The following is a 24,607-nucleotide window of genomic DNA, read 5'->3' on the forward strand; positions in this document are numbered from 1 at the left end:
ATTCTCACTGCTATGAACCTTAGCGAAGCTATATTATCCATTCCTGCCTTAATGATAGCGGTCATACTCCATGAAGTAGCCCACGGTTGGGTAGCTTACAGGATGGGAGACCCAACAGCCAAGCTCGCGGGAAGATTGACCCTCAATCCTATTCCCCACATTGACCCAGTTGGAACCCTGATACTCCCAGCGATGTTCATAGTTCTAAACTCACCGGTGATATTTGGTTGGGCAAAACCCGTTCCTATAAATCCTCTAAACTTTAGGGACTTACGGATTGGTACTTTCCTGACTTCCATAGCGGGTGTTGTTATGAACCTCACCCTTGCGGTAGGTTTCGGAATTACCTACAGAGTTCTTTCGGGACTTTCTGAGAGTGTTGACCCTTTTGTTGCTAACTCGGTCATCTATCCCATGCTCATTTTCTCTGCAAAATCTGTGCTTATAAATCTTATCCTGGCTCTCTTTAACATAATACCCATACCTCCTCTGGACGGAAGCAAAGCGCTGATGAGCTTTCTTTCCTTCAAATACTGGGAGGTTTTTTACAAGTATGAAGTTTACGGTTTCCTCGTTATAACCTTGCTACTTTTTACCGGCGTACTTGGAAAGCTCATATATCCACCCCTTGTATTCTTATACCACCTGATACTGGGAGGAGTATAAACTTTGATAAAGGACTATATTAAATAAGACCATGAGAACTGTATTTGATAGGAAGCTTATAGAAAAGTATGACAGACCGGGTCCGAGATACACCAGTTATCCACCGGCAACGGAGTTTACCGAGCAGGTTGGTGCCGAGGAGTATAGAGAACGTCTTCTAAGAAGCAACGATAGGAAGACCCCTCTCTCCCTATACTTCCATATACCCTTCTGTGAAAGCGGGTGTTACTACTGCGGATGCAACATAATAATTTCTCACAGGAAAGGTATAGAAAAACCCTACATAGAGAGAGTCTATAAAGAGATGGATATGGTATCTTCACTCCTTGATAAGGAGAGGAGAGTTGAGCAACTCCACTGGGGAGGTGGAACACCTAACTACCTTGAGCCTGAAGAGATAAAAGAGTTCATGGAGGAGATAAGGAGCAGGTTCGTTTTCTCAGAAGATGCCGAGGTGAGCATAGAGATAGACCCGAGGTACGCAACCGATGAGCAGTTAAAAACTATTAGGGAGGTTGGTTTTAACAGGGTGAGCATGGGTCTTCAAGACCTTGATGAGAAGGTCCAAAGGGCTATAAACAGGATACAACCCTATGAGCTTATGGAGAGGTCTATGAAAAAGCTCAGAGAGCTTGGCTTCCACAGTATAAACCTTGACCTCATATACGGGTTGCCTTACCAGACCAAAGAGAGTTTTGAGAAAACGGTTGACAAGGTTATAGAACTTGACCCTGACAGGATAGCAGTTTACAGCTTTGCTTACGTTCCCTGGGTAAAACCCATTCAAAAACATATAAATCCGGAAACCCTCCCCTCTCCCGAGGAGAAGCTGGCGATACTGGAGATGGTCATAGAAAGATTTCAAGATGCTGGCTACGTTTACATAGGTATGGATCACTTCGCCAAGCCTGAGGACGAACTTGCTGTTGCTCAAAGGGAGGGCAAGCTCTGGAGAAACTTCCAGGGTTACACTACAAGAAAGGGTGTTGAGCTTATAGGCTTTGGAGCAACTTCTATAGGAATGCTGTACGACTCCTATTTCCAGAACTATAAAACCCTCAGAGAGTACAACGTGGCTATTGACGAGGATCGTCTTCCCGTATTTAGAGGTTACATCCTTAATGAGGATGACTTTATAAGGAGAGAGGTGATAATGGATATCATGTGCAATCTCGGTGTAAGCTTTTCCAGGATAGAGGAAACCTTCGGTATAAATTTTGAAAGCTATTTTGAAAACGAGCTTGAAGAGCTAAAAGAGCTTGAAAAGGACGGACTTATAAAGGTGAAGGACAGAAGGATAGATATACTACCCGTAGGCAGGCTCCTTATAAGGAATATAGCTATGGTTTTTGATATCCACCTGAGGTCAAAGAAGGAGTTGAGGTTCTCCAGAACTATATAATGCTCATGGAGGATCTATGGGAGGTAAATGGATACTCTGATTGAAACCAGAAACCTCACAAAAACTTACAGGTTAAAAAGGGGATTGTTCGGAAAAGAGGACATATACGCCCTTAAGGATGTTTCCCTCTCAGTGAGAAGGTCTGAGATCTTGGGCGTGGTTGGCGAATCGGGTTCTGGCAAGAGTACACTTGGCAAGCTCATACTCCGACTTGAAAAACCCTCCTCCGGTGAAGTTGTCTTCATGGGTAAGGACGCTTTTAAAATAGGAAAGGAGTATACAAAGGAGGTTTCGGTAGTTTTTCAAGACCCCAGAAGTTCCCTAAACCCTAGAATGAGGGTGAAGGAAATCATAGAAGAGCCATTGATAGTTCATGGCGTAAAAAATAGAAAGGATATACTTGAAGAGGTACTTCAGAAGGTTCAACTCCCCCTGGAGTTCCTTAACAGAAAGCCAGATGACCTATCGGGAGGACAGAGGCAAAGGGTTGCTATTGCAAGAGCCATCGCTTTGAAACCCAAATTGATAGTTGCAGATGAGCCCACAGCATCCCTTGACATGTCCGTTCAGCAAGAGATACTTAAGCTTTTTGAGAACTTGAAACACCAAGGTATAGCTTTCCTGTTCATAACCCACGATATCAGGGTTATAGACAAAATTGCTGACAGGGTAGCGGTAATATACGGAGGCATGCTTATGGAGTTAGGACACAAAGAAGAAATTCTGAGTAACCCTCTACATCCATACACAAGATTCCTTTTGAGCAACGTTCCTGTAAAACACCCAAAATTCCGGAGAGAAGAGGACTTTAAAGAGGTTGAATACACAGTTCCTCAAGAGGGATGCCCCTTTGCACCCAGATGTCCTGATTACATGCAAGAATGCTCTAAAAGCGTTAGGAGGTCAGAGTTTAATGGAAGGCTCGTTAGCTGCAATTTATACTGACATTCTAGTCTTCGTACTTCTTCTATTCGCTTCAGGGTTCTTCGCCTCTTCAGAGGTTGTATTCTTCAGCGTCAGCAAGCCCTTCCTAATGAAATACTCTAAGAGCAGACTGTATCGCCTGCTCATGGAACTCCTATCTAAACCAAAAGAAGTTCTTATATCCATCCTTATAGGAAATGAGCTTGTTAACGTCCTCATATCCTCTTATGGAGCAAAGCTGTTTACCGAGAATTTAGGAAAGGAAGGTGCCCTCTTGTCAGCAGTTTTGATGTCCTTCTTGATATTTATTTTCGGGGAAACCTTGCCGAAAAATGCGGTTCTTCCCGTAGCCGACAGACTTTCCTTAATATACACGCCCGTGTTTTACCTCTTCCACACGATCATATTCCCTATTAGGCTCATCTTCCTGCTTCCCGTACAGAACCTCTTGAAGAAGCTCGGTGTTGATAGCAAGGAGGAAGTGTTTGAGCTCTCTGAAGAAAAGCTCCTGGGCATAATTGAGATGGGTATAGATGCCGGGGAGTTCTCAGAAGACGAAAGGATAATGATAAAGAAGGTCTTTGAAATGGATGAAGTTCTCGTCAGGGAAATAATGACCCCAAGACCTGACATATTCGCCCTGCCAGAAAACCTTAAGGTTGGAGAAGTTATAGAGGAGGTCAGAGGCAAAGGGCACAGCAGGATACCTGTCTATAAGGAAAAGCTTGACGATGTGACTGGAGTAGTTCACGTTAAGGACCTGCTACCTGTAAACAGGAACAAGGATAGAGTCTTAGGAGAGTTTAAAAGAGAAGTTCTTTTCGTGCCTGAAGTTATGAGCGTTGAGAGCCTCCTTCAGGAGTTAAGGAAAGCCAAAACTCAAATGGCTATTGTGGTTGATGAGCACGGTGCAGTTTCTGGCTTGGTAACCATGTATGACGTGCTTAGATGGCTTTTGGGAGACGTACCTGAAGAATGGGAGGAAGAAAAGGAGATAGAGAAACTCTCCTACGATATGTTCAGGATAGAGGGTTCTGCCGACATAGAGGAGGTTGCTGAAGCTCTTGGTTTTGAGCTCCCTGAGGAGTATGACTACGATACGGTGAGCGGTTTTGTCATGGCAAATCTAAACAAGGTACCTGAGAAGGGGGATGAGTTTGAATACGATGGTTTCAAGTTCATAGTGGGAGAAGTAGAAAAGAATAGGGTCAAGGAGGTAATAGTAAAGGTCCTGAAAAGGGCTGAGGAAAAAACCTAACCCCATATAGACTTAGAAAAAAGTTCGTAAGTTACAAATATACTTCTCAAAATGAGCCTACCTAATCTAAGAAAGGAGGCTATTATCAATGAAAGTTATGAAAGAGGGGGTAAAGGATTTTGTTCATCTCCACCTTCATACCCAGTTCTCGCTCCTGGATGGAGCTATTAAGATAGGAGACCTGGTAAGGAAGGCGAAGGAGTTCGGGTACAAAGCTGTAGGGGTGTCTGACCACGGAAACCTCTTCGGTTCCTACCAGTTTTATAAAGCCTTGAAGTCGGAGGGGATAAAACCTATAATCGGCATGGAGGCTTACTTCACCACCGGTTCAAGGTTTGACAGGAAGAGCAAAGGCAGCGAGGACAACATAACCGACAAATACAACCATCACCTGATACTTATAGCCAAGAACGATACGGGACTCAAGAACCTCTTTAAGCTATCAACCTTAGCCTACAAAGAAGGGTTCTACTACAAGCCCAGAATAGACTATGAGCTCCTTGAGAAGTATGGGGAAGGGCTCATAGCTCTTACCGCGTGTCTGAAAGGGGTTCCCACTTATTATGCTTCCATAAACGAGACCGAAAAAGCGAGGGAATGGGTAAGGAAATTCAAGGACATATTCGGGGAAGACCTGTACCTGGAGCTGCAGTCAAACGATCTTGACGAACAAGCTGTGGCTAACAGGAACCTTATAGATATAGCCAAAAAATACGGTGTGAAACTCATAGCAACCAACGATTCCCACTACCTTAACCCTGAGGACAAGGAAGCCCATACAGTTCTAATGGCTATACAGATGAAGAGAACCATACATGACATAACCAGAGGTGGATTCAGGTGTGCCAACGATGGATTACATTTTGCCTCTCCAGAAGAGGTATGGAGAAAGTTTGAAGGCAAATTTGATGGTTGGGAAAAGGCTCTTCTGAACACCCTTGAGGTGATGGAAAAGACCTCCGATTCTTTTGAGTTTTTTGAAAACAACTCCTACCTGCTCCCAGAATACAGCGTTCCTAAAGATACAACCCTTGAAGAGCATTTAAAAGAACTCGCCGTAAAGGGATTAAAGCAGAGGATAGCCAGGGGGCAAGCAAAGAACTCTAAAGAGTATTGGGAAAGGCTTGAATACGAGCTTGATGTTATAAACCGTATAGGTTTTGCAGGCTATTTCCTTATAGTTCAGGATTTTATAAACTGGGCAAAGACCAACGGTATTCCCGTGGGACCAGGTAGGGGCTCTGCCGCAGGTTCACTTGTGGCTTACGCTGTAGGGATAACAGATGTGGACCCGATAAAGCATGGACTCCTCTTTGAAAGATTCCTCAACCCAGAGAGGGTCTCAATGCCAGATATAGACGTAGATTTCTGCCAGGACAACAGGGACAGAGTTATTGAGTATGTGAAGGAGAAGTACGGCAGGGAAAACGTAGCCCAGATCATAACCTACAACGTTATGAAGGCGAAACAAACGTTGAGAGATGTTGCGAGAGCTCTGGGACTACCCTATTCAACAGCCGACCAGCTTGCAAAACTCATACCCCAAGGCGATGTTCAGGGAACATGGCTGTCCCTTGAAGAGATGTACCAAACTCCCATAGAAGTTCTGAAGGAGCGTTATGGAGTCCATAGGGGGGATATAGAAGACAACGCAAACAAGTTCAGAAAGCTGTGTAAGGAAAACCCAGAGATAGAAAAGCTCGTCCAGATAGCTCTGAGACTTGAAGGGCTTACAAGGCATACCTCCCTTCATGCAGCAGGTGTGGTTATAGCTCCAAAGCCTCTGGATGAACTGGTACCTCTCTTCTACGATAGAGACGGAGCCGTAGCTACCCAATACGATATGACAAAGCTTGAGGACATGGGGCTCCTCAAGATGGACTTCCTCGGTCTTAAGACGCTTACCGAGCTGAAGGGTATGCGTGACCTTGTTGAGGCAAGAAAGGGGGTAAGGGTTGATTTTCTTACCCTCCCCATGGATGACCCTAAGGTGTTTGAGCTCCTTCAAGAAGGGAACACTACAGGTGTATTCCAGCTTGAAAGCAGGGGAATGAAGGAACTCCTTAAAAGGCTTAAACCTGATAGTTTTGAAGATATAGTCGCCGTTCTCGCTCTCTACAGACCAGGTCCCCTAAAGAGTGGTCTTGTGGACAGGTATATAAACAGGAAACATGGCAAAGAGGCAGTTGAATACATCTTCCCAGAGCTTGAAGAGGTTTTAAGGGAAACTTACGGAGTCATAGTCTACCAGGAGCAGGTGATGAAAATGTCCCAAATACTGGCTGGTTTCACGCCAGGTGAGGCTGACACTCTCAGAAAAGCAATAGGAAAAAAGAAAAAGGACCTTATGGAACAGATGAGGGAAAAGTTCATAAAGGGTGCCGTTGATAGAGGTTTCCCTGAAAACAAGATCACAAAACTCTGGGAAGACATAGAGAAGTTTGCCTCCTATTCCTTCAATAAGTCTCACTCCGTAGCCTACGGATACATATCCTACTGGACAGCCTACATGAAAGCCCATCATCCTGCCGAATTCTTTGCGGTCAAACTCACCACTGAAAAAAACGATAACAAGTTTATAAATTTGATAAAAGATGCGAAGCTTATGGGTTTTGAGATACTCCCTCCCGATGTAAACAGGAGCGATGTAGGGTTCAAGATAGAGGGTGATAAGAAGATAAGGTTTGGTATAGGCAGGGTTAAGGGTGTGGGTGAAGAGGCTGCCAGGTCCATAGTTGATGCAAGGGATAGGGGAGAGTTTAGAGGCATACAGGACTTCGTGAGAAGAGTGGACGGTAGAAAGGTTAACAAAAAGGTTCTTGAATGTCTGGTAAAAGCTGGCGCTTTTGACTTTACGGGAAGCAGGAGGGAGGAGCTCCTTGAGAGACTCTCTTCCGGCAAGAGCACTGCAAACCTGGCTCAGAACGCTCTCTTTGGTGGAGCACAAAAGAGGAAAAAAACAGACATAAACGATATTCTGAGAATGGAAAAGGAGGTCATAGGATTCTACATATCAGGACACCCTCTTGACAAGTACGACAGCCTCTTAGCTACGAAGTATACACCCATAGAGGAGATTGAAACCGCCGGAAAGGGTAGCACCTTGACTATAGCTGGTGTTATCTCAAACCTACAGGTTAAAAAAACGAAGAACGGAAACTATATGGCGATCTTCAACCTTATAGATAGAAGCGGTGTCTGTGAGGTCATTGTTTTCCCTGATGCCTATGAAGAATTTAAGGAGAGAATAAAAGAGGACAAGGTGGTGATAATAAAGGGGTATTCGGATGAAGATGAAGAGACGGAAAGTCTCAAGTTTATAGCCCAGGAGGTTCTATTACCGGAAGAGCTGACCAGAAACGGTAACGGTTACATAACCCTTATACTCAGAAGAGAAGATGCACTGAACGGTAAGATGGAAAAGTTAAAGGAGCTTCTTGAGAGGTTCAGTAACCCTGAGGGACTGCAAGTTGTCTTTGAAATAAAGGGAAAAGATTTCCACGCTGTTCTTCATCTGCCTCCAGATTACAGGATAAACCCAAGTCCGGAATTCATAAATTTCCTAACAAAGAAATTGAAAATTAAAGTTGTAGTGTGAAATTTCACCTCAAACTTACGGTTTGCTGGCTATAATAAATGCTAAAGGAGGGTGGAACGATGAAAAGAACTTTAGCCTTTTCCCTCGCAGGGCTTGTCAGTGTGGCTCTTATAAGCTCCTGTGGAGGAAAGAAAGAGGTGGCTACAGGTTTTGAGGGAGACCCATGTTTGAAGGATGCTCCTGCATGGGTTTTAAATCCGCAGGTTGAGGGTTCAAAGGTAGCCGCCGTTGGCTCTGCAAAAATAGGGAAGGCAGGTCTGCAATTCGCCAGGACTGAAGCTTTAGCCAATGCAAGAGACGAACTTGCCAGGATGATAGAGATAAGGGTAAAGAACATGGTGAAGAACTTCATGCAGGTTACAGGTGTTGGAGACGCGGAAACAGTTGACAGGGTCTCTGTTCAGGTATCAAAACAGGTCGCCTATCAGACGATAAGAGGGTCCAAGCAGGTGGCCATATGGCAGTCTCCCTGCGCAGAGCTCTTCGTTCTTGTCGGAGTTGACCCCCAAATGGTAAAAGATTTCATAAAGACACAGGTAGAAACAAGCCTAAGGAATGAACAGGCTCTCTGGCAGCTTTATCAGGCTAAGAAAGCCCATGAAGAACTTGACAAGGAGATAGAGAAAGAGTTCAAGGGAGGACAGTGATATAAGTCGGCTGGCCGCCCTTCTGGTTGCCTTTCTCCTCATAGGGTGTGGTGAAAAGAAACCCGAATGGGTTTATAGCTTCAAACCTGAAAAGGACAGCGTCTGCGGTATCGGCAGTGCGGGTATTCACATGAAGGGGATCGCATACCAAAGGGCTACAGCCATAGCAAGGGCAATTGATGAGATTGCGAGACAGAAGGGAGTCACAGTAAACTCCCAGCTTGAATACTTCATGGAAGGGAGTTCTATGGGCGGCAATACATCAGCTCTTTCCGTATATAGCGTTCAGACAACCGAAGGGCAGACTATAAAAGCTCGCATTGTTGAAGCTTACTACGATAAAGAAAGTCAGCTCTTCTATGTCCTTATGTGTGAGGAGAAATGACGGATATGACCAGGAGAGAACTACTTACCCTCTTGCTTACGGGTAGCGTTTTTGCTCAGGAGAGCTTCAAAGAATTCCTGAAAGAGGAGCTTGAAGGTTTTAGGGAGGAAAAGAGGGGGTTCAACAGATACCTTGAAGAGGTAAACAGAGAGTTTGAAGAGTACAAGAGTATAGTCCGTAAGGAGTTTGAGAGCTTTAAGAGAGAGATTTTGAGGCACTGGGACACCTTTGAAGGAACCGACAAGAAGAAACTGGTTCAGTATTCTCCGGACTTCAGGACTAAAAGGGTCTTTGACTTTGAAAAGGGTGAGTTAAGGGTAGAAGTCAGTGGTGAGGTGAAAAACCTGCGGGAATTTGTGAAGGGGGAAATTGAAGAATTCGTTAAACAGGACAAAAGGGAAGTCTTTGAGTCTGACCAGTTCTTGAGGAAAACCGAGGAAAGGGTCAGAAAGCTGAAGTATATAAGGACAGGAGTTATAGAGAGAGAACCGGTCCTTACCCCCGTTATTTTTGGTAAGGAAAGCGTTAACCCCTCAGAGCTGAAGGAAGGAGTCAGGAAACTGATAGAGGAGGGCAGCTTTGTAGAAAAACCAACCGGTATGGGAAAGGTGGGCACGTTCACCGTGAGCATACCCCCTGAAAAGGTTTTGAGGAAAGCCCGCCGGTATAAATCCATAGTGTCAAGAGAGTCTGAGAGATGGAAGCTTGAACCGTCCCTAGTATTCGCTATAATTCACACTGAAAGCTACTTTAACCCCCTTGCGACTTCACCAGTTCCGGCTTATGGTCTCATGCAGATAGTTCCCCACTCCGCGGGTAAAGACGTCACCGAGTTTCTCAACGGGCGACCGGTTATACTCTCTCCCTCCTACCTTTACAACGCTGAAAACAATATAAAAGTAGGAACCACTTACGTTTATATGCTCTACTACAGGTACTTCAGCGAAGTAAGGGACCCTGAAAGCAGACTATACTGTACCATAGCAGCCTACAACACAGGACCAGGAAACGTAGCGAGAACATTCACCGGAACAACGAACCTCGGCAAAGCCGTTAAAGTTATAAACTCATTGACACCAAAGGACACTTACGGTGTGCTCTTGAGAAACCTTCCCTATCAGGAGACGAAAGATTACTTACGTAAAGTTTCTAAAAGAATAGCCGTATATAAAAACCTGTAAGGTAAGGAGGTAAAAGATGAGAAAGGTTGTTTTTGGTGGAGCTTTGCTTTTTACAGGAAGTACCTTTGCCCTTCCACTGGTAAACATAGACCTTTCCATAGGAGCTATGAGCCACGACCCTTCGGGATACGTTCAGTATCAGGGAGATAAAGTAGACCTAAAAGATGACTTCGGACTAGATAAAAAAACAAAACCATTTGCAAGAGCGAAGATAGAAATTCCTATAGTTCCTAACCTTTACCTTCAGTATATTCCTATGGAGTTTAAAGGTAGAAAGAATAAAAGTTTTACTTATGGAGGTTATACCTTTACAGGAACAGTTGACACCAAAGTAAAGGTTGACCACTACGATGTGGGACTGTATTACAACCTTCCCTTTATAGGTGCTGCAACGGGCGGATTGTTCGATCCTGAGATAGGTATAAACGTAAGGATTTTAGACTTTGAAGGAACTGTCAAGGAATTAACAACATCACATACCGAATCTAAGTCCGCAACCATCCCCGTCCCTATGGGCTACGCCGGGCTTTCACTTAACCTGCCCTACGTTTCCCTGATAGGTGAGCTCAGAGGAATAACTTACGCTGGCAACAGGTATTACGACGTAACGGGAGAGGTGAGGCTAAAACCTATCTCTGTACCCGGTATGGCTTCGCTGTTTATCGGGGTTGGATACAGATATGAGCAGCTTAAGCTTGATGACGTGAGCGATATAAACGCTGATTTGAAGATAAAGAGTCTCTTTGCCAACGTGGGTGTTTCCTTCTAAAGGACCGCTTCGCAGTAGTTCTTGAAGTTTTCAAGGAGCCGGAGCCCTTTGCTCTGGCTCTTCTCCGGATGGAACTGGACAGCCCAGACGTTTTCTTTCTCAACGGCAGACACGAAATAAACCTCATAGTCTGTAGTTGAGGCGATTACGCTCTCATCCTTTGGAACTACATGGTAAGAGTGAACAAAGTAAAAGAAATCTCCGTCCTTTATACCCGAATATAATCCTCTCTCCTTCTTTATCCAGACCTGATTCCAGCCTATGTGGGGTATCTTAACCCTTGGCGGAAGAAGGATAACTTCCCCTTCAAAAACTCCAAGCCCTTCCGTTTCCCCGTGCTCGTAGCTCCTCTCAAAGAGGAGCTGGAGACCGAGACATATACCCAGGAAGGGTTTACCTCTATCTATGTGAGATAGGATAGGTGAGATCAAAGAAAGCTTCTTCAGGTTTTCCATAGCCTTTTTAAAGGCACCTTGCCCAGGAAACACCAATACCTCTGACCTTCTTACAGTTTCTGGGTCAGAAGTTACAGAGACCTCTTTAAAACCAACGTACTCAATGGCTTTTGCTACGCTCCTCAGATTACCCATACCGTAGTCAACAACGGCTACCTTCATATACCCACACCGAGAGAAGCAAACCAGCTGAGTTTGTCAAGGACTAAAAGGATGCCTAGGGTTATCAATAGGAGCCCACCTACGAACTCAACCACCCCAAAGAACCTTCCGAACCTCTTTACAAAGTTCAGAAACACTGAGAATAGCAAGCCGGCTATCAAAAAGGGGATTCCTAAACCGAAGGAGAAGACCATAAGCATAACTGCCCCTTCTCTGACAGTTTCCTGCTGAGAGGCTAAGAAGAGTATTGAACCAAGTATCGGACCTATACAGGGAGTCCATCCGAAAGCAAAGACGATACCTATTATAAAGGCTCCTATGTAAGAGGCTTTTGTCTTCGCTTCGGTCTTTAGCTGTCTGTATAGGTATTCGTGAACACCGAAGAGGTATAGGGTAAGTACCACAGCCATGGCACCGGTAAGGCTAAAGAATACCTCCTGGTTTATAACCTTGAAAAGGTAGAGAGCCGTTATGAAAGCTTGCACACCTATAAGCTCTTTGAGGAAGTTTTGTCTTAGAAAAGCCCCGGCAAAATGCAGACCAAAGAATATCACTATGCCTCCACCAACCTTTGCGATCTCAGTCTGATAAGCTCTTAGAAACTGACCGATAAAAGAGGCTCCTGCTCCGAGTAACGTAAACACAAGAGAGAAGCCTACAACAAAGAAGAGGGTTGCAAGAAATATCTTTGTATTGAAGAGCCTTCTGTCCTTTTGAACTTCCTCAATACCCACTCCGGATATGTAGGAAAGGTAAGCAGGTATTATAGGAAGAACACAGGGGGAGAGAAAGGCTAATACGCCGGCTACGAATGCTCCTAAGAATGTAACCTCAAACATGACTTTAAATTATATAGCCTTAATCTACCCTGACTATGATGAAGGATAAATCTTCCTGGGGAGAAACTTCCCTGTAAAGATTGAGCAGTTTCTGTGCACTCTCCTCTATATTATGACTCAATAGCTTCTCAAGCTCCTCCTCCTTTAGAACTTCCACCGCCCCGTCAGATATAATCAGGAAAAGGTCTCCTTTGGCAGCATTCCCTTCTACGAGAAAGGTTTCAGGTTTCCAGTCTATACCCAAAGCGGAAACATACTTCCTTCCCTCTTTAACCCTTATCTGGTCTTGGGTCAAAACTTCAAGGGTCCCTTCTCTCCACAGATATATCCTTGAATCACCTATATGCCCTATAAAGTACTTCTTCTCTTGAAAGGATATCAGGCTTAAGGTTGTACCGGCTACGTGTCTATCACCGAGCTTTGCCGTCTCCTCCATTATAGACAGATTGGCTCTCTGGAAGAAGTCTTCTATTTCCTTTAAAGAGGTAAAAGGTCTGTGCAGGCTCACCAGCTCTATCGCCTTTTCGGCTGCAACCCTTGCTCCGTAACCAATGCCCATACCATCCGCAATAGCAAAGGTGTCCTCAGAGTAGAAGGCTCTGTCGGCAAATGTTTCCCTGTCTCTATAAAACTCTCCTGTCACGTATTTCACACGAGCCCCTCCACAACCAGGTAATCTTTAAGCTCGGCAGCCGTTCTGAAACGCTTTTTGTAGTCCCTCTCAAGCATCCTTTCCAAGAGCCCCCTCACCTTATCGGAGACACCCTCCGGTGGCAGGTAAAGACCCTCTTTATTTCGCTTAAGCTTCTCCTTTCTGTCCTCGGAGTGGAAAGGGTCCCTTTGGAAGAGGGTGAAGTAAAGGAGACAACCTAAGGAGTATATGTCGCTGCTCCTGTGTATCTCGCCCCTGAAAACTTCAGGAGCTATGTACCCCAATGTCCCCTTTATATCCAGCACCGACACAGAGCCTCTTATCTTGAGAAGACCGAAGTCTCCCAGTTTCCAGACTATGCTCTTTAAAACCTTTTTGCCAAAAACGTTCTCTGGCTTTATATCGCTGTGGATATACCCCCTGCTGTGCAAAAAGGCAAGTCCGTTTGTTATGTTCCAGAGAACCTTTAGAGCCTCCTTCTCCGATAGTCCTCCTTTTGATAGAACGTATTCCTTCAAGTCCCCCACATCCATCAGCTCGTACAGGACGTACAACTCACCCCTGTCCTTTTTGTAAAGATAACTCTGCAGGGATATTATGTTAGGATGGTTAAAAAGTATCAGTGTCTGGGCTTCCTTCCAGAGATACTCAACCCCGTAAGGGTTGGAGGCAACCTTTAGGGCGAGTATTTTACCTCTGTACCTTCCCCTTACGCCTCTCACCCTGTAAACGATACCAAAATCACCCCTTCCAATCACACTCAGCACTTCATAGTAGCCAAGTATGATGTCTCCTTCTTTAAACTGGTGGGACAGGTCTTCCATACTATTAATTTACGAGGGGTAGGTTGTACTTCTTTAAGACCTCTCTAAGCTTCTCCTCGTTTTCGGGTTTCATTTCACACATAGGAAGTCTGAACTCCTTTTCACACATGCCAAGCATCCAGCAAGCAGTTTTTACCGGGATAGGGTTCGTTTCAATAAAAAGAGCCTTAAAGAGTTCGTGAAGTTGATAATGAAGCTCTTTAGCTTTACTAAACTTACCTTCTCTTGCGAAAGTTGTTAGTGCCTTTATCTCCCTCGGAACTATATTGTTAGCCACCGATATGACACCTTTAGCACCGAGAGCCATCATGGGCAGAGTGAGACTGTCATCTCCTGAAAGTATCGTGAAGTTCTCCCCAAGTCTCTTGTATATCTCGGATATCCTGTCCATATTTGGGGTTGATTCCTTAGAACCAACTATGTTCGGATAGTCCGATACAAGTCTGTACATTGTATCAACAGCTATCTCAACCCCTGTCCTTGAGGGAATGTTGTACAGGATTATAGGTATATCTACCTCCTCAGCGACGGCTGCAAAGTGTTTGTAAAGCCCTTCCTGTGTAGGCTTATTGTAGTAGGGAACCACAAGCAGGGCTGCATCGGCACCTACTTCTTTAGCATGGGCTGTAAGATGCACAGCCTCATGGGTTGCGTTGGCACCGGTCCCAGCTATTATCTTTATCCTCCCCGCCGCATGCTTCACCGCAAACTCAACTACCCTGTCATGCTCTTCAAAGGTAAGGGTTGGGGATTCACCGGTAGTTCCGCACACGAGAATAGCATCGGTGCCATTATCCACGTGAAAATCTATCAGCTTTCCTAAAGCCTCGTAATCAACCTCACCATCCTTGAAGGGAGTTATAAGAGCAACTATTGAACCTTCAAACATGAGAATAATTTTAACCTACTCCTTGATAAAATAGGGAACTATGGAGACCATAAGAGGGAAAAGGCTTTCATTGCTTATAAAGGAAGAGGATATAAAGAAAAGGGTTAAGGAGTTGGGCAGGGAGGTTGAGAGGGATTTTGCAACATCAAAGGAGTTGATAGTGGTTGGACTCCTGAAGGGTGCTTTCATATTTATGGCTGATCTTGTAAGGGAGATAAAGTTACCTCTGAAGATAGACTTCCTTTGGGTTTCAAGTTACGGGCAGAGTATGGAAAGTTCCGGAAACATAAAGATAGTTAAAGACATAGACGTTGATATTGAGGGGAGAGAGGTCCTTCTTGTGGACGACATACTGGACACGGGTCTGACCTTAAAAGAGATATACGAATTCCTGAGGATAAGGAATCCTTCAAAGCTCAAAACCTGTGTACTCTTGGACAAAAAAGAGAGGAGGAAAGTGGACTTTAACGCAGACTACGTAGGTTTTGAAGTTCCGAACTTATTCTTGGTTGGTTACGGGCTTGATTGGGGGGAGCTTGGAAGGAACCTACCTGGCGTATACGCTGTTGAAGATTAAGACACAACTACCAGGTTTTTACCCTTTTTCTTGGCTCTGTACATAGCTCTATCGGCTCTACTTAGGAGACCTTCTATACAATCTCCATCTCGGTAAGCTGTTAAGCCTACACTTACACTTATGTCCATACCGAGCTTTCTGTTAAAGAAGCCTCTAACTCCCACCCTTAACTTCTCAGCAACCGCCGTTCCCCCCTCAATTTCCGTCTCAGGCATAACAACTAGGAACTCTTCCCCGCCCCAACGTGAGTAAAGGTCTGTACTTCTCAGCAGCTCTCTTAAAGCCTGAGCCATACCTTTTAGCACCTCGTCCCCCTTCTGGTGCCCATAGGTGTCGTTTATAAGCTTAAAGTTATCAATGTCCACCATGAGAACGCAGAAAGATTTACCGTACCTTTCCGTTCTCCTTATCTGCTCTTCCAAGAGAGCTATCATCTTCCGTCTGTTGTACAAGCCCGTTAAAGGGTCCCTCTCTGCGAGTCTCTCCAGTTTATCGTTAGCGTCCTTTAATTCACCAGTTATAGTGTTTACCAGAGATACCAGTGCCCTGAACCTTATAAGGTCCCTACCAGGCTCTTCTTCCAGTTCCTGACCTTCAGAGTTCTGGGTAAATTCCCTTTCCGATAGGGAAACCGCCGTGAAGGTGTAGTTCATGAATCTATTTTTACCGTCAAGGTTATAGAACTCTCCGTAAGTCATAAACCCGGACGTAGGAGACACGCTCTGGAGATGCTTGCTTTCAACCTCAGCCTCCCCGCCAATAAGGTACTTCCTTGCAAGGCATGTATATACGAACACACTCTCTGACGGGTTGGACCTAAACTTCTTCAAGTTTTCAGCAGCGGAGTCTAACATAACCCCTGTATCCCATATGCTAAACCTTACCTTCTCACCCTCCTTTATAACACCTGTGTACAACATAGAGCCGTCCTCTGCGATACCCAAACAGGCTCTTGCCAGCATTACACCGTCTCTCTCCAGAACCAGAGGAAACTCAATTGCAACGTAAGGGAGTAGCTCTTCAGCTTCAGCCCCAAGATAACTCTTGTAAACCTCAACGACCGGTTTTCCCTCTATCTCATATATCCTGTTGCCTGCGGTCCTGGTCACTACCATCCCTTTACCGACGGGTACCCAAGCAAGGTTGTAGTGGGTGCTGATTTGGAGTTTATCTGTATTCACGGAAGCCCCAACAACACCTCTATCGGTTACATCCCTGGAGGTGAATACGTAGGTTCCTTTGAAGGTAAAGTTATCCCCTGCAAGACCACCAACTACTGGTACACTCTGCGCTTCTTCATTAATAGCATCTATAAGGTCGTCCCCGTTAGTGTTGAGTCCGTCCGCAAAGATTATCATGAGCTTTGTGTCCTCATCCAGAATCCTTCCTACCAGTTCCCTTCCAGTCCTTAAAGCATCTGCGCCTTCAACCAGAGCTGTTTTTACCCATGCCCGCTCAAAAACTGTGAAGGACAGCACTGTTGAGTTTTCGTATACCTCGCCGTTGAATATCTCACCTCCCGTAGAGGTTCCTATTACGCCAGCTTTGTTGAAGAGTTTTTCCAGCTCCCTCTGAAGGTTCTCAATGTACCGACGTTCGGGTACTCCTGTGAAAACCTGGACAAGAAGCCTAGGTGTATCTTCAATACCTTTTTCCTCAACAAATCTGGTTACATCTCCCTCCTGTTTATACAATAAGTTATATGTCTTCATTACTTAAATTTATCCTCCGGAGGAGAATATGAAAGCGGTAATATTGGAAGGTTTCGGTGGAATAGAGAACTTGAAACTTGTTGAAAACTTTCCAGAACCAGCGCTCAAGGAGGACCACGTTCTGGTTAGGGTAAGGGCTGTTGCTCTAAACCATCTTGATATATGGGTAAGGATGGGAGCCCTTGCCGTAAAGCCTGAACTTCCCCACATACTTGGTTCTGATGTTAGCGGTGTGGTTGAAAAAGTTGGGAGCCTTGTTAACAACGTAAAGGAAGGGGATGAGGTGATAATAGCTCCTGGATTATCATGCGGAGTTTGTTACGACTGCCAGAACGGACGTGACAATCTCTGTAAGAGCTACGACATACTGGGTCTGATGAGCAAGGGAGGCTACGCTGAGTACGTTTCCGTCCCTGCAAGAAATGTGATAAGGAAGCCGAGGAATCTAAGCTTTGAGGAGGCTGCAAGTTATCCACTCACCTTCCTTACCGTGTGGAACGCCCTGGTTGAAAAGGGGAGTCTGAAGCCTCATTCAAGGGTTCTAATATGGGGCGGTTCTTCAGGTGTTGGTGTTGCAGGCATACAGGTTGCAAAACTCTTCGGAGCATTCGTTATAGCTACCGCCGGGAATGAAGAGAAAGCAAGAAGGGTAAAAGAGCTTGGTGCGGACGTGGTTATAGACCACTACAAAGAGGATGTTGTTAAAAGGGTCCGGGGACTTTTTAAGGAGGGGGTGGATATAGTTATGGACCACGTAGGGAGCGCAACCTTTGAAAAGAGCATAGCCTGCCTTAGAAAGGGAGGTGTGCTAACCTTCTTTGGGACAACAACAGGTAGCCAGGCGAACATAGATATAAGGTACCTATTCGTCAGAGAGATATCCCTTAGGGGAACCTATATGGGTAGGCGGGCGTCCCTGTTCAAGATCACTGAGCTCTTTGAAAGGGGATTGCTTAAGCCTGCCGTTGACAAAACTTTTCCCCTTGAAGCGGCACAAGAAGCCCATAATTATCTTGAAGACTCAAAGCATTTTGGAAAGGTTGTACTTAAAGTAGATTAGGAGAGAGCATTCTTGAGGGCGTTCAGGGCGATCTTCGCCCTGTTTTCCATCTTCTCTTTCTCCTTCTCCTCCGGAAACTTAGAGAGTAACTCCTCAACGGTAGGTGGGTTCCCTGTTTCTTTCAAGAGCTCACACATATAGTCGGTTATAGCCAGGAGTTTCTTACACCTCTTGGTAGAATTAAACTTGCAGTCAACGACCTTTCCATCCTTAAACTTGACGAATACCGTTACCTTGTGGACACCCTCGGAATAGGCTCCCTGTTTGCCTTCCGCTTCACCCTCAACGAAGTTTTTAAGCCCTTCTTTTATATAATCGGACACCTTCATGGTGCTCTATTATAGCTCAAGCTCCATCACGAGGGCAGATTCCCCGTCTGAGTAAAACTTGGGTCTTTCCCTGACTATCTTGAAACCCAAGGACCTGTAAAGTTTTATAGCAGGAAGGTTTGATTTTCTCACATCAAGCTGGATAACCTTCGCACTTTCTCTGAGTCGGTCTATAAGTTCACTCAGAAACAGCTTACCTATCCCCTTTCCTCTGTACTTGGGAGCTATAGCAAAGGTCATTATAAAGGCTTCCTCCTTTATAAGCCACAGGATAGCGTAGCCTACTATCTCACCACCAACCTCAAGGACAAACTTCAACGAGTAGGAAAGGTTGAACTCCCTTTTCAGGGAGTCCAGACTCCATGCATCCGTTGTAAAGGAAAGCCTGTTTATCTCATAAACCCTTGGTAGGTCTTCCTGGGTCATGTACCTGACGTGAATATCCATCGCCTGAAATTATAATTAATGCATGGCGTTGAAAATTTTTCTCAGTCTTCTCTTGATACTCAGCTTTTCCTTTTCAAAAGTATTCGTTGCTAAGTGGGATGGAGCTATAACCCCTATAACAGCCGACTTCATAGATAGAGCCCTGACTAAAGCTGAAAAGGAAGGAGGTAGAGTGTTTGTTCTCCAACTGAACACGCCGGGAGGCTTAGCAGAATCCATGAGGAAGGTAGTCCAGAAGTTCCAGGGTAGCCACCTCCCGGTTGTGGTTTTTGTTTACCCCCCCGGTGGGAGGGCGGCTTCAGCAGGAGCTATTATAACGGTGGCAGCAGACATTGCGGCTATGGCACCGGGTACAAACATAGGTGCAGCCCATCCTGTCCAGATAGGAGGTCTGCCGAGCGAGGATAAAAAAGAGGGCAAGGGAGAGAAAGATAGGGACATTATGAAGGAAAAGATACTTCAGGACATGCTTGCTTTTGTCAGGAGTATAGCCAAGGAAAAGGGAAGAAATGTAAAGGTTGTGGAAAGAATGGTAAAGGAGAGCCTCTCCCTCTCGGCGGAAGAGGCTTTAAAGGAACGAGTTATTGACCTCATAGCAACAGATATGAACGACTTGCTTAACAAAATAGAAGGCAGGAAAGTCTATAAGTTCGGTAGGGAGATAGAAGTCAAAGTCAGAGGCGAGGAGGTTGTATACATAGAGGAGAGCTTCAAAGAGGAGCTTCTGAAGATCATAACCAACCCCACCGTAGCTTATATCCTGCTGATGCTGGGTTTTTACGGAATATTCTTTGAGCTCTACAATCCTGGAGCGGTCATACCGGGTGTGGTGGGAGCTATATGTCTCCTTCTGGGGCTCTACGGTCTCTCCCTCATATCCATGAACTGGCTTGGTCTGTTTATGATAATTTTAGGGATACTCCTCTTTGTTTTAGAGCTGATAACACCTACCTTTGGAGCTCTTGCGCTGGGAGGCGTGATAGCCTTGGCTTTGGGTTCCCTCTTTCTTATAGAGCCAGAATCCCCCTATGGGGAGCTTCCCAAATCTGTTATAACTGCCGTTGTTCTTGCCAGCGCTCTGTTCTTTCTGGTGGCCGGAAGGCTTGGACTAAAAGCTCAGAGGAGGAGAAAGCTTACCGGTGCAGAAGGTATGCTCGGGGAGGAAGGTGAGGCTGTAACGGACTTTGAGAGAGGAAAAGGGAAGGTGCTTGTCCATGGAGAAATATGGAATGCAGAAAGTAGCCATGACATCAAGAAGGGAGATGCTGTTAGGGTTGTCGCTGTAAAGGGGCTAAAGCTTATCGTTGAGAAGCCCTCCTCCGAGCCTCCTGAACAAAGACAAGAACTTTAGCCACAGCCTCGTAAAGCACGGGGGGTATCTCCTCAAAGACCTCTATCTTTAAAAGTGCTTCTATAAGGTATCTGTCTTCAAGCACAGGGACACCCTCTTTCTTAGCAAGCTCTATTATTCTCTCTGCAAGCTCTCCTACACCCTTTGCCACCACAACGGGAGCCCTGTCTTTACCTGCCGAGTATTTGAGCGCCGCTGCCTTCTTCTTTTTTTCCATTCTCATACCCTCAGGTCAAAAACGCTTCGTTCTCCAAGTTCTCCCCCAAGTTCTCTATCAAATTCCTCCTCTCCTTCTTTTAGGATTTCTATCCTCTTCGTTTTAAGTCCTATGTCGGTTAGCCCTTTTTCCAGCTCTGGTAGTGAGCTTTCAATAGACCTCCTGAGGCTCTCTATATCGGTCTTGAACACCACACTTACCGAATCAACCCTTCTCCTAGGGGCTTCCATGAGTATTCCTAGGAAACCCTCCTCAAAGTTAAGCTTTACAAATATTCTAAAAACGTCCCCCAGTGAGAAGGCGAGTACACCCTTTCCCTCCTCAGTTACAAAAGGAACAACAAACTTCTGTCCCCCCTGAGCCACCAAGAAGGCTTGCATCTGACTTATATACTCCAGCTTCATTAAATTCTCTTTCAGGTTATTGGGAAGTTCGGCTGTTAACCTTTCCGTAAATACACGAAGCCTCTCAGTCTCATCAACAAGTTCCCTTACCTGTCTGGCAATAAACTCAACATCCTCCGTATTTAGCTTTGAACCGAGAAAGGTGTTAGCACCTCTGACCAGGTCCCTCAGCGTGGATACAACTTTAGCCTTGTGGAATGGAAGTTCATCAGGATTTTCAACCTTCAGCCCAAGTAAGCTCAGCTTCTGAACAAACTCCACAAACTTATTGTTCTCCAGACTTTTCAGGGCTTCATTAAGTATACCGATTGCTTTAGGGTTTGATTCCATGCTTCTAAAGGTCTTCTCGTTCAAGGTAAGCCTCAGACCTAGGTTTTTAGCCGTTTCTGTAAGGCTTCTTACCATTGAGTGTATGAGTTGCTTAACGGTATCCCTTATGAAGTGAAGTCTTTGCTCGTTAGATAGTATCCTTTCTCGCAATTCCTTTTCAATGGTAGAAAGCCCGTGGAAGAATTCCAGCCTCTCCCCTCTCTTAGCCAAGTCAAGTAAGCGGGCTACCTCCTCCTTTGGTATGCCAGGTAAGCTTACATCCTTAAGAAGACGCTCTACACTGCCGGTATCCGCTGCCCTTAAAAAGCTCAAGACCTGGTACTTCAAGTCGCTCACGAGGTTGTCTTCATTCAGGGCACCTCTCAAGAAATCCCAAACTTTTCTTTCATAAATCAATCCAGAGTTTTCCACTGCACCCTTGACATCCTGCCCTTTTAGGAGCTGTACACCAAGACCTGAAAGGGACTTTATAAGCTCTTGAACCCCTCTCATACCGGAGAAGGAGCGTACCACCCTCAAAGTTATAGGCTCTTTTGACTCAAGGACAAGAGTGAGCTCATCCCCAACCTTTATAGGCATTGAAAGTTTGTTCTCAGCTTCAACTTCGTACCCGTTTTCAAGCAGAAGGAGAACCCTTCCTTGCTCAAAGGCTTTCACAGTCGCCTGGAAACGAGAACCAGGGTTTCCCAGAGAGGCGAGAAGGGCTTCAGGAACCCTGGAGAGCAAACGTAGCTCATAGACCCTTGCCGTTTCATAAGCTTCATAAGCCTTGTTACGCAGTACAGCTGTGTCTAAAAATACACCTTCTATCCTTCTCCCTTCCATCAGCTATCTATATCGGACTGATGTTGCTTTATAAAAGCGAGAGCACCTCTGGCACCGAGAAACTCGCCTGCATCTGAGAACCTTATAGACAGGCAGGAAGAAGGAAGATCCTCGGAGAGCTCTTTTACCTTCTCCTCAATATCTTCAAGCAGCTCCCTCATACCGTCTATAAGCCCTCCACCCAGAATTATCCTGTCTGGATTGAATATGTGTACCATATTCATGAGACCAAGAGCCAGGTACTCCTTGAATTTCTCAACAGTTTTTAGGGCTATAGCTTCCCCGCTTTTAGCCTTCTCCACTATAACGTAGTCCCCTAAGGTTTCCCCTCCATACTCCCTGTATATCCTCTGTAAGCCATAGGATGAGCAGTAAGCTTCCCAGCATCCGTGCCTTCCACAACTACAGGGATAGCCACCACTATGTATTATGTGGTGTCCGATCTCAAGGGCCGAACCGCAAACACCAAAGAATACCTCCCCACCCACAACAAGACCACCTCCCAGACCTGTTCCAACCGCAACCAGGAGTAAAACCTCGCTGTCTCTGTTATCAAAGAACCATTCTCCGAAGGCAGCCACACTCACATCGTTTCCCACAACTATCCTTACATCGCTGTCCTTGAAAAGCTCATGAAGTTCAACACCATCAAGGACGGGTATATTTGGGGATTTGAATACCTTTCCCGTCTTTGAGGTAAAGCCCGCAACAGCGATCCCCACACCGGTTGGGTTCTTATCCAGGACGATATCCCTTAACTTTTCCAGAAACCTCTCCCTGTTACCCTTAATGTCTTTTATAAAGTGCTTCTCTCTGCTTCCATCTTCCCAGAGCACCTTTATGAAGGTGCCTCCTATGTCAACTCCCTTCAGCATAATTTAACCTGGTAATTTTAAATCCGTTTATATCCTTACTACCAGTTATCTCAAATCTGAGCTCCTTTCCCTTACCTTTCATCTTTGCTTTAAGCGTAACAGAGCTATCTTTGTACTCTATTCTTTCCTCAATGAGTGTACCCTCCAGAAAACTTAACCTGTTCCTGTTGCATAACTCTATAAGCCCGTCAATACCTCCCATCTCTTTCAGTAGCTGTGTATCCATATACCCTCCTATCCGTGCTGCTGCTTCTGGCGGGCATCCTTCAAATCCTGCCAGGAATATATAAGCGGTTCTGAGTACATAGATTTCCTCCGTTTGCCCCTCCTTCTGGGAGTATATAAAGAAGGTTATGAGAAGAGGGTAAAAAAGGGCAAGAACCACAAAGGTTCCTACAATCAGGTCTTCAAATTTAAGCCTATGTTTCAGAGCCACCCTTTCCTCCTCACCCAGAGAAGAAGAGCCAGGGTTACCAGAACCATCAGCGTTAGGGAGTACGGATATCCGTACTTCCAGCCCAGCTCTGGCATATACTCAAAGTTCATACCGAAGATGCTTGCTATAAGGGTTGCGGGCAGGAATATGGTCGCCAGAACGGTAAAAACCTTCACAGCTTCATTCTGTCTTATCGTTATAAGACCAAGCAGCGAATTCTGTATGCTGTCTATTTTTTCCATGTAAAAGGAAGTGTAATCAAGCAAGGTGCTCAGGTCGTCAAGGAGTATCTTTAGCTCCCGCTTAGTCTGGGCGTTTATGAGGGGGCTTTTCAGGAAGCGGGAGAGGATCCTCACCTTCTCATTTATAGACTCCCTGAGGGTTATGTTAAGTTCATCGTAGTAGGCTATGTCTTTAATCAACTCTTCGGACTGCTCAACGAATATGTGTTTCCATATGTTCCTGATCCTCCTGCCAAGGATTTCAAGTCTGTCACCGATTCTGTCTACCTCTATGCTCAATATCTCTCCAAACAGGGATTCAGCGAACTGTATGTAAGCCCTGTTTGTTTTAAGCCGGTTCAGGAATATCAACACGGCAGGTATATCTTTATACCTCAGCGTCACGAAGTATCTCTCCCTTATGAAGAAAAAAACCGGTTCAACGATTATCTCCTCCTTCTGCTGGATAACAAAAGACATGTTTATGTTTATCGCATCTCCAACCTCCGTATACTTGGAGCTTATCTCTATGTCCCCCATAACCTCCTTTGAGGGCATCTCAAAACCTATACTCTCCTCAAGCCAAGCTATCTCCTTCTCGTCGGGGTCTAAAACATCAATCCAAATTATCCCCTTCCGGCGAGCCTTTTCAAATTCAGAGAATTCCCACTCAGAAATCTCCCTTCCCGAGATAGAGTAGAGCTTTATCACGTTAATAATTTTAACCCACGGGAAAGCTTATTCCCAAAGCTCCCTTATCTCCTCTGGAAGCTGACGAATTGCATCCTCAACCTCTCCCCAAGTCACATGTTTCTTTAACACATTCAAAACCCCTCTAACAATCCTCTCAGCCTCTTCTTCGGGGATATCCATACCCCTTACAAGACCTGGGTCATTCATAACTTTCTGAATGAATTCCCTCTTCCTTTTGATGCTCTTATCCGGACCCCTGGTCGGGTCCCAGCCGTCACACCAAACAGCTTTCAGAACCATGGGAAGTTGAGCCACAAAGTCTTTTCCTTCTCTGGGGTCAAGACGATCCCTCAAAGCGTGCAGGACAGCTTTAGTTACCCTGAAAGCCCTATGCTCATCCTCAATATTAAGCTCCTTCATAACGTCGTGTAGAAAGTCGTGTCCTTTCTGAACCCATTCATCAAAGAGTCCCATCCTCC

General features: G+C 45.3%; 26 protein-coding genes. 12 read left to right on the forward strand and 14 right to left on the reverse strand.

Features of this window, described 5'->3' with window-relative positions; translation table 11 throughout:
• Positions 1-12: 12 nt before the first annotated feature.
• The 9 genes from BCF55_RS04445 (at position 13) to BCF55_RS04485 (ending at position 10,830) form a co-directional block, all read left to right on the forward strand.
• Positions 13-666, forward strand: coding sequence for a site-2 protease family protein (locus BCF55_RS04445; RefSeq protein ID WP_121010569.1), 654 nt, complete (start codon positions 13-15; stop codon positions 664-666).
• A gap of 31 nt (positions 667-697) precedes the next feature.
• On the forward strand, positions 698-2,068 hold the full coding sequence (gene hemN / locus BCF55_RS04450) for an oxygen-independent coproporphyrinogen III oxidase (protein ID WP_121010572.1): 1,371 nt from the start codon (positions 698-700) through the stop codon (positions 2,066-2,068).
• Between the two features lie 27 nt (positions 2,069-2,095).
• Complete coding sequence (locus tag BCF55_RS04455; protein WP_121010575.1) at positions 2,096-3,013, forward strand: oligopeptide/dipeptide ABC transporter ATP-binding protein; 918 nt, start codon at positions 2,096-2,098, stop codon at positions 3,011-3,013.
• Positions 2,982-4,250 carry a hemolysin family protein gene (locus BCF55_RS04460; RefSeq protein WP_121010578.1) on the forward strand — a complete coding sequence of 423 codons (1,269 nt, stop codon included), beginning with the start codon at positions 2,982-2,984 and terminating at the stop codon, positions 4,248-4,250. The genes BCF55_RS04455 and BCF55_RS04460 overlap by 32 nt, the downstream gene beginning before the upstream one ends.
• Before the next feature lie 97 nt (positions 4,251-4,347).
• Complete coding sequence (gene dnaE, locus BCF55_RS04465) at positions 4,348-7,848, forward strand: DNA polymerase III subunit alpha (protein ID WP_121013146.1); 3,501 nt, start codon at positions 4,348-4,350, stop codon at positions 7,846-7,848.
• A gap of 59 nt (positions 7,849-7,907) precedes the next feature.
• Complete coding sequence (locus BCF55_RS04470) at positions 7,908-8,495, forward strand: LPP20 family lipoprotein (RefSeq protein ID WP_121010581.1); 588 nt, start codon at positions 7,908-7,910, stop codon at positions 8,493-8,495.
• A gap of 130 nt (positions 8,496-8,625) precedes the next feature.
• Positions 8,626-8,880 carry a hypothetical protein gene (locus BCF55_RS04475; protein WP_121010584.1) on the forward strand — a complete coding sequence of 85 codons (255 nt, stop codon included), beginning with the start codon at positions 8,626-8,628 and terminating at the stop codon, positions 8,878-8,880.
• Between the two features lie 5 nt (positions 8,881-8,885).
• The gene (locus BCF55_RS04480) at positions 8,886-10,061 is read left to right on the forward strand and encodes a transglycosylase SLT domain-containing protein (protein ID WP_245960397.1); all 1,176 of its coding nucleotides are present in this window, start codon (positions 8,886-8,888) and stop codon (positions 10,059-10,061) included.
• Between the two features lie 16 nt (positions 10,062-10,077).
• A complete protein-coding gene (locus BCF55_RS04485; RefSeq protein ID WP_121010590.1) occupies positions 10,078-10,830 on the forward strand; it encodes a TIGR04219 family outer membrane beta-barrel protein in 753 nt (250 codons plus the stop codon).
• On the opposite strand, the gene hisH is transcribed toward BCF55_RS04485, so the two are convergent.
• Genes hisH through dapA form a run of 5 tightly spaced genes read right to left on the reverse strand, consistent with a single transcriptional unit; the run spans position 10,827 to position 14,651 of the window.
• Positions 10,827-11,447: an imidazole glycerol phosphate synthase subunit HisH gene (gene hisH / locus BCF55_RS04490; RefSeq protein WP_121010593.1), complete on the reverse strand. Its 621-nt coding sequence runs from the start codon at positions 11,445-11,447 to the stop codon at positions 10,827-10,829. The genes BCF55_RS04485 and hisH overlap by 4 nt on opposite strands.
• Positions 11,444-12,286 (reverse strand): cytochrome c biogenesis CcdA family protein, encoded by an 843-nt coding sequence (locus BCF55_RS04495; protein ID WP_121010596.1) that lies wholly within the window; start codon positions 12,284-12,286, stop codon positions 11,444-11,446. Before BCF55_RS04495 ends, hisH begins: the two co-directional genes overlap by 4 nt.
• A gap of 19 nt (positions 12,287-12,305) precedes the next feature.
• Complete coding sequence (locus BCF55_RS04500) at positions 12,306-12,938, reverse strand: PP2C family protein-serine/threonine phosphatase (RefSeq protein WP_121010599.1); 633 nt, start codon at positions 12,936-12,938, stop codon at positions 12,306-12,308.
• A complete protein-coding gene (locus BCF55_RS04505) occupies positions 12,935-13,762 on the reverse strand; it encodes a serine/threonine protein kinase (RefSeq protein ID WP_121010602.1) in 828 nt (275 codons plus the stop codon). Before BCF55_RS04505 ends, BCF55_RS04500 begins: the two co-directional genes overlap by 4 nt.
• Positions 13,763-13,766: 4 nt before the next feature.
• Positions 13,767-14,651, reverse strand: a complete 885-nt coding sequence (gene dapA, locus BCF55_RS04510; RefSeq protein WP_121010605.1) for a 4-hydroxy-tetrahydrodipicolinate synthase — start codon at positions 14,649-14,651, stop codon at positions 13,767-13,769.
• Between the two features lie 40 nt (positions 14,652-14,691).
• Here dapA and hpt point away from each other — a divergent pair, with 40 nt between their 5' ends.
• Positions 14,692-15,228, forward strand: a complete 537-nt coding sequence (gene hpt / locus BCF55_RS04515; protein ID WP_121010608.1) for a hypoxanthine phosphoribosyltransferase — start codon at positions 14,692-14,694, stop codon at positions 15,226-15,228.
• Here the strand turns inward: hpt and BCF55_RS04520 are convergent.
• On the reverse strand, positions 15,225-16,940 hold the full coding sequence (locus BCF55_RS04520) for a sensor domain-containing diguanylate cyclase (RefSeq protein WP_121010611.1): 1,716 nt from the start codon (positions 16,938-16,940) through the stop codon (positions 15,225-15,227). The genes hpt and BCF55_RS04520 overlap by 4 nt on opposite strands.
• 28 nt (positions 16,941-16,968) lie before the next feature.
• Here BCF55_RS04520 and BCF55_RS04525 point away from each other — a divergent pair, with 28 nt between their 5' ends.
• Positions 16,969-18,000, forward strand: coding sequence for a zinc-binding dehydrogenase (locus BCF55_RS04525; RefSeq protein WP_121010614.1), 1,032 nt, complete (start codon positions 16,969-16,971; stop codon positions 17,998-18,000).
• On the opposite strand, the gene BCF55_RS04530 is transcribed toward BCF55_RS04525, so the two are convergent.
• On the reverse strand, positions 17,997-18,329 hold the full coding sequence (locus BCF55_RS04530; protein ID WP_121010617.1) for a nicotinate phosphoribosyltransferase: 333 nt from the start codon (positions 18,327-18,329) through the stop codon (positions 17,997-17,999). The two genes, BCF55_RS04525 and BCF55_RS04530, sit on opposite strands and share 4 nt — an antisense overlap.
• A gap of 9 nt (positions 18,330-18,338) precedes the next feature.
• Positions 18,339-18,776 (reverse strand): ribosomal protein S18-alanine N-acetyltransferase, encoded by a 438-nt coding sequence (gene rimI / locus BCF55_RS04535; protein ID WP_121010620.1) that lies wholly within the window; start codon positions 18,774-18,776, stop codon positions 18,339-18,341.
• 22 nt (positions 18,777-18,798) lie between these two features.
• On the opposite strand from rimI, the gene BCF55_RS04540 reads away from it, so the two are divergent.
• Complete coding sequence (locus tag BCF55_RS04540) at positions 18,799-20,127, forward strand: NfeD family protein (RefSeq protein ID WP_121010623.1); 1,329 nt, start codon at positions 18,799-18,801, stop codon at positions 20,125-20,127.
• Here BCF55_RS04540 and BCF55_RS04545 read toward each other — a convergent pair.
• The 6 genes from BCF55_RS04545 to BCF55_RS04570 are packed head-to-tail and all read right to left on the reverse strand — an operon-like array spanning position 20,075 to position 24,602.
• The gene (locus BCF55_RS04545) at positions 20,075-20,344 is read right to left on the reverse strand and encodes an EscU/YscU/HrcU family type III secretion system export apparatus switch protein (protein ID WP_121010626.1); all 270 of its coding nucleotides are present in this window, start codon (positions 20,342-20,344) and stop codon (positions 20,075-20,077) included. The genes BCF55_RS04540 and BCF55_RS04545 overlap by 53 nt on opposite strands.
• A 2-nt stretch (positions 20,345-20,346) precedes the next feature.
• Positions 20,347-21,903: a hypothetical protein gene (locus BCF55_RS04550; protein WP_121010629.1), complete on the reverse strand. Its 1,557-nt coding sequence runs from the start codon at positions 21,901-21,903 to the stop codon at positions 20,347-20,349.
• The gene (locus BCF55_RS04555) at positions 21,903-22,778 is read right to left on the reverse strand and encodes an ROK family protein (RefSeq protein ID WP_121010632.1); all 876 of its coding nucleotides are present in this window, start codon (positions 22,776-22,778) and stop codon (positions 21,903-21,905) included. Before BCF55_RS04555 ends, BCF55_RS04550 begins: the two co-directional genes overlap by 1 nt.
• Positions 22,762-23,214 (reverse strand): hypothetical protein, encoded by a 453-nt coding sequence (locus BCF55_RS04560; protein WP_121010635.1) that lies wholly within the window; start codon positions 23,212-23,214, stop codon positions 22,762-22,764. The genes BCF55_RS04555 and BCF55_RS04560 overlap by 17 nt, the downstream gene beginning before the upstream one ends.
• A complete protein-coding gene (gene corA, locus BCF55_RS04565; RefSeq protein ID WP_121010638.1) occupies positions 23,205-24,146 on the reverse strand; it encodes a magnesium/cobalt transporter CorA in 942 nt (313 codons plus the stop codon). The genes BCF55_RS04560 and corA overlap by 10 nt, the downstream gene beginning before the upstream one ends.
• Positions 24,147-24,173: 27 nt before the next feature.
• The gene (locus BCF55_RS04570; RefSeq protein ID WP_121010641.1) at positions 24,174-24,602 is read right to left on the reverse strand and encodes a DUF2267 domain-containing protein; all 429 of its coding nucleotides are present in this window, start codon (positions 24,600-24,602) and stop codon (positions 24,174-24,176) included.
• Positions 24,603-24,607 lie beyond the last annotated feature (5 nt).

This window comes from Hydrogenivirga caldilitoris, assembly GCF_003664005.1.
GTDB classification, from domain to species: domain Bacteria; phylum Aquificota; class Aquificia; order Aquificales; family Aquificaceae; genus Hydrogenivirga; species Hydrogenivirga caldilitoris.

Excerpts from the sequence above, each read along its gene's own strand:
- BCF55_RS04445 (WP_121010569.1), top strand. The coding sequence starts at position 13 with ATGAACCTTAGCGAAGCTATATTATCCATTCCTGCCTTAATGATAGCG.
- hemN (WP_121010572.1), top strand. The coding sequence starts at position 698 with ATGAGAACTGTATTTGATAGGAAGCTTATAGAAAAGTATGACAGACCG.
- BCF55_RS04455 (WP_121010575.1), top strand. The coding sequence starts at position 2,096 with ATGGATACTCTGATTGAAACCAGAAACCTCACAAAAACTTACAGGTTA.
- BCF55_RS04460 (WP_121010578.1), top strand. The coding sequence starts at position 2,982 with ATGGAAGGCTCGTTAGCTGCAATTTATACTGACATTCTAGTCTTCGTA.
- dnaE (WP_121013146.1), top strand. The coding sequence starts at position 4,348 with ATGAAAGAGGGGGTAAAGGATTTTGTTCATCTCCACCTTCATACCCAG.
- BCF55_RS04470 (WP_121010581.1), top strand. The coding sequence starts at position 7,908 with ATGAAAAGAACTTTAGCCTTTTCCCTCGCAGGGCTTGTCAGTGTGGCT.
- BCF55_RS04475 (WP_121010584.1), top strand. The coding sequence starts at position 8,626 with ATGAAGGGGATCGCATACCAAAGGGCTACAGCCATAGCAAGGGCAATT.
- BCF55_RS04480 (WP_245960397.1), top strand. The coding sequence starts at position 8,886 with ATGACCAGGAGAGAACTACTTACCCTCTTGCTTACGGGTAGCGTTTTT.
- BCF55_RS04485 (WP_121010590.1), top strand. The coding sequence starts at position 10,078 with ATGAGAAAGGTTGTTTTTGGTGGAGCTTTGCTTTTTACAGGAAGTACC.
- hisH (WP_121010593.1), bottom strand. The coding sequence starts at position 11,447 with ATGAAGGTAGCCGTTGTTGACTACGGTATGGGTAATCTGAGGAGCGTA.
- BCF55_RS04495 (WP_121010596.1), bottom strand. The coding sequence starts at position 12,286 with ATGTTTGAGGTTACATTCTTAGGAGCATTCGTAGCCGGCGTATTAGCC.
- BCF55_RS04505 (WP_121010602.1), bottom strand. The coding sequence starts at position 13,762 with ATGGAAGACCTGTCCCACCAGTTTAAAGAAGGAGACATCATACTTGGC.
- dapA (WP_121010605.1), bottom strand. The coding sequence starts at position 14,651 with ATGTTTGAAGGTTCAATAGTTGCTCTTATAACTCCCTTCAAGGATGGT.
- hpt (WP_121010608.1), top strand. The coding sequence starts at position 14,692 with ATGGAGACCATAAGAGGGAAAAGGCTTTCATTGCTTATAAAGGAAGAG.
- BCF55_RS04520 (WP_121010611.1), bottom strand. The coding sequence starts at position 16,940 with ATGAAGACATATAACTTATTGTATAAACAGGAGGGAGATGTAACCAGA.
- BCF55_RS04525 (WP_121010614.1), top strand. The coding sequence starts at position 16,969 with ATGAAAGCGGTAATATTGGAAGGTTTCGGTGGAATAGAGAACTTGAAA.
- BCF55_RS04530 (WP_121010617.1), bottom strand. The coding sequence starts at position 18,329 with ATGAAGGTGTCCGATTATATAAAAGAAGGGCTTAAAAACTTCGTTGAG.
- rimI (WP_121010620.1), bottom strand. The coding sequence starts at position 18,776 with ATGGATATTCACGTCAGGTACATGACCCAGGAAGACCTACCAAGGGTT.
- BCF55_RS04540 (WP_121010623.1), top strand. The coding sequence starts at position 18,799 with ATGGCGTTGAAAATTTTTCTCAGTCTTCTCTTGATACTCAGCTTTTCC.
- BCF55_RS04545 (WP_121010626.1), bottom strand. The coding sequence starts at position 20,344 with ATGGAAAAAAAGAAGAAGGCAGCGGCGCTCAAATACTCGGCAGGTAAA.
- BCF55_RS04550 (WP_121010629.1), bottom strand. The coding sequence starts at position 21,903 with ATGGAAGGGAGAAGGATAGAAGGTGTATTTTTAGACACAGCTGTACTG.
- BCF55_RS04555 (WP_121010632.1), bottom strand. The coding sequence starts at position 22,778 with ATGCTGAAGGGAGTTGACATAGGAGGCACCTTCATAAAGGTGCTCTGG.
- BCF55_RS04570 (WP_121010641.1), bottom strand. The coding sequence starts at position 24,602 with ATGGGACTCTTTGATGAATGGGTTCAGAAAGGACACGACTTTCTACAC.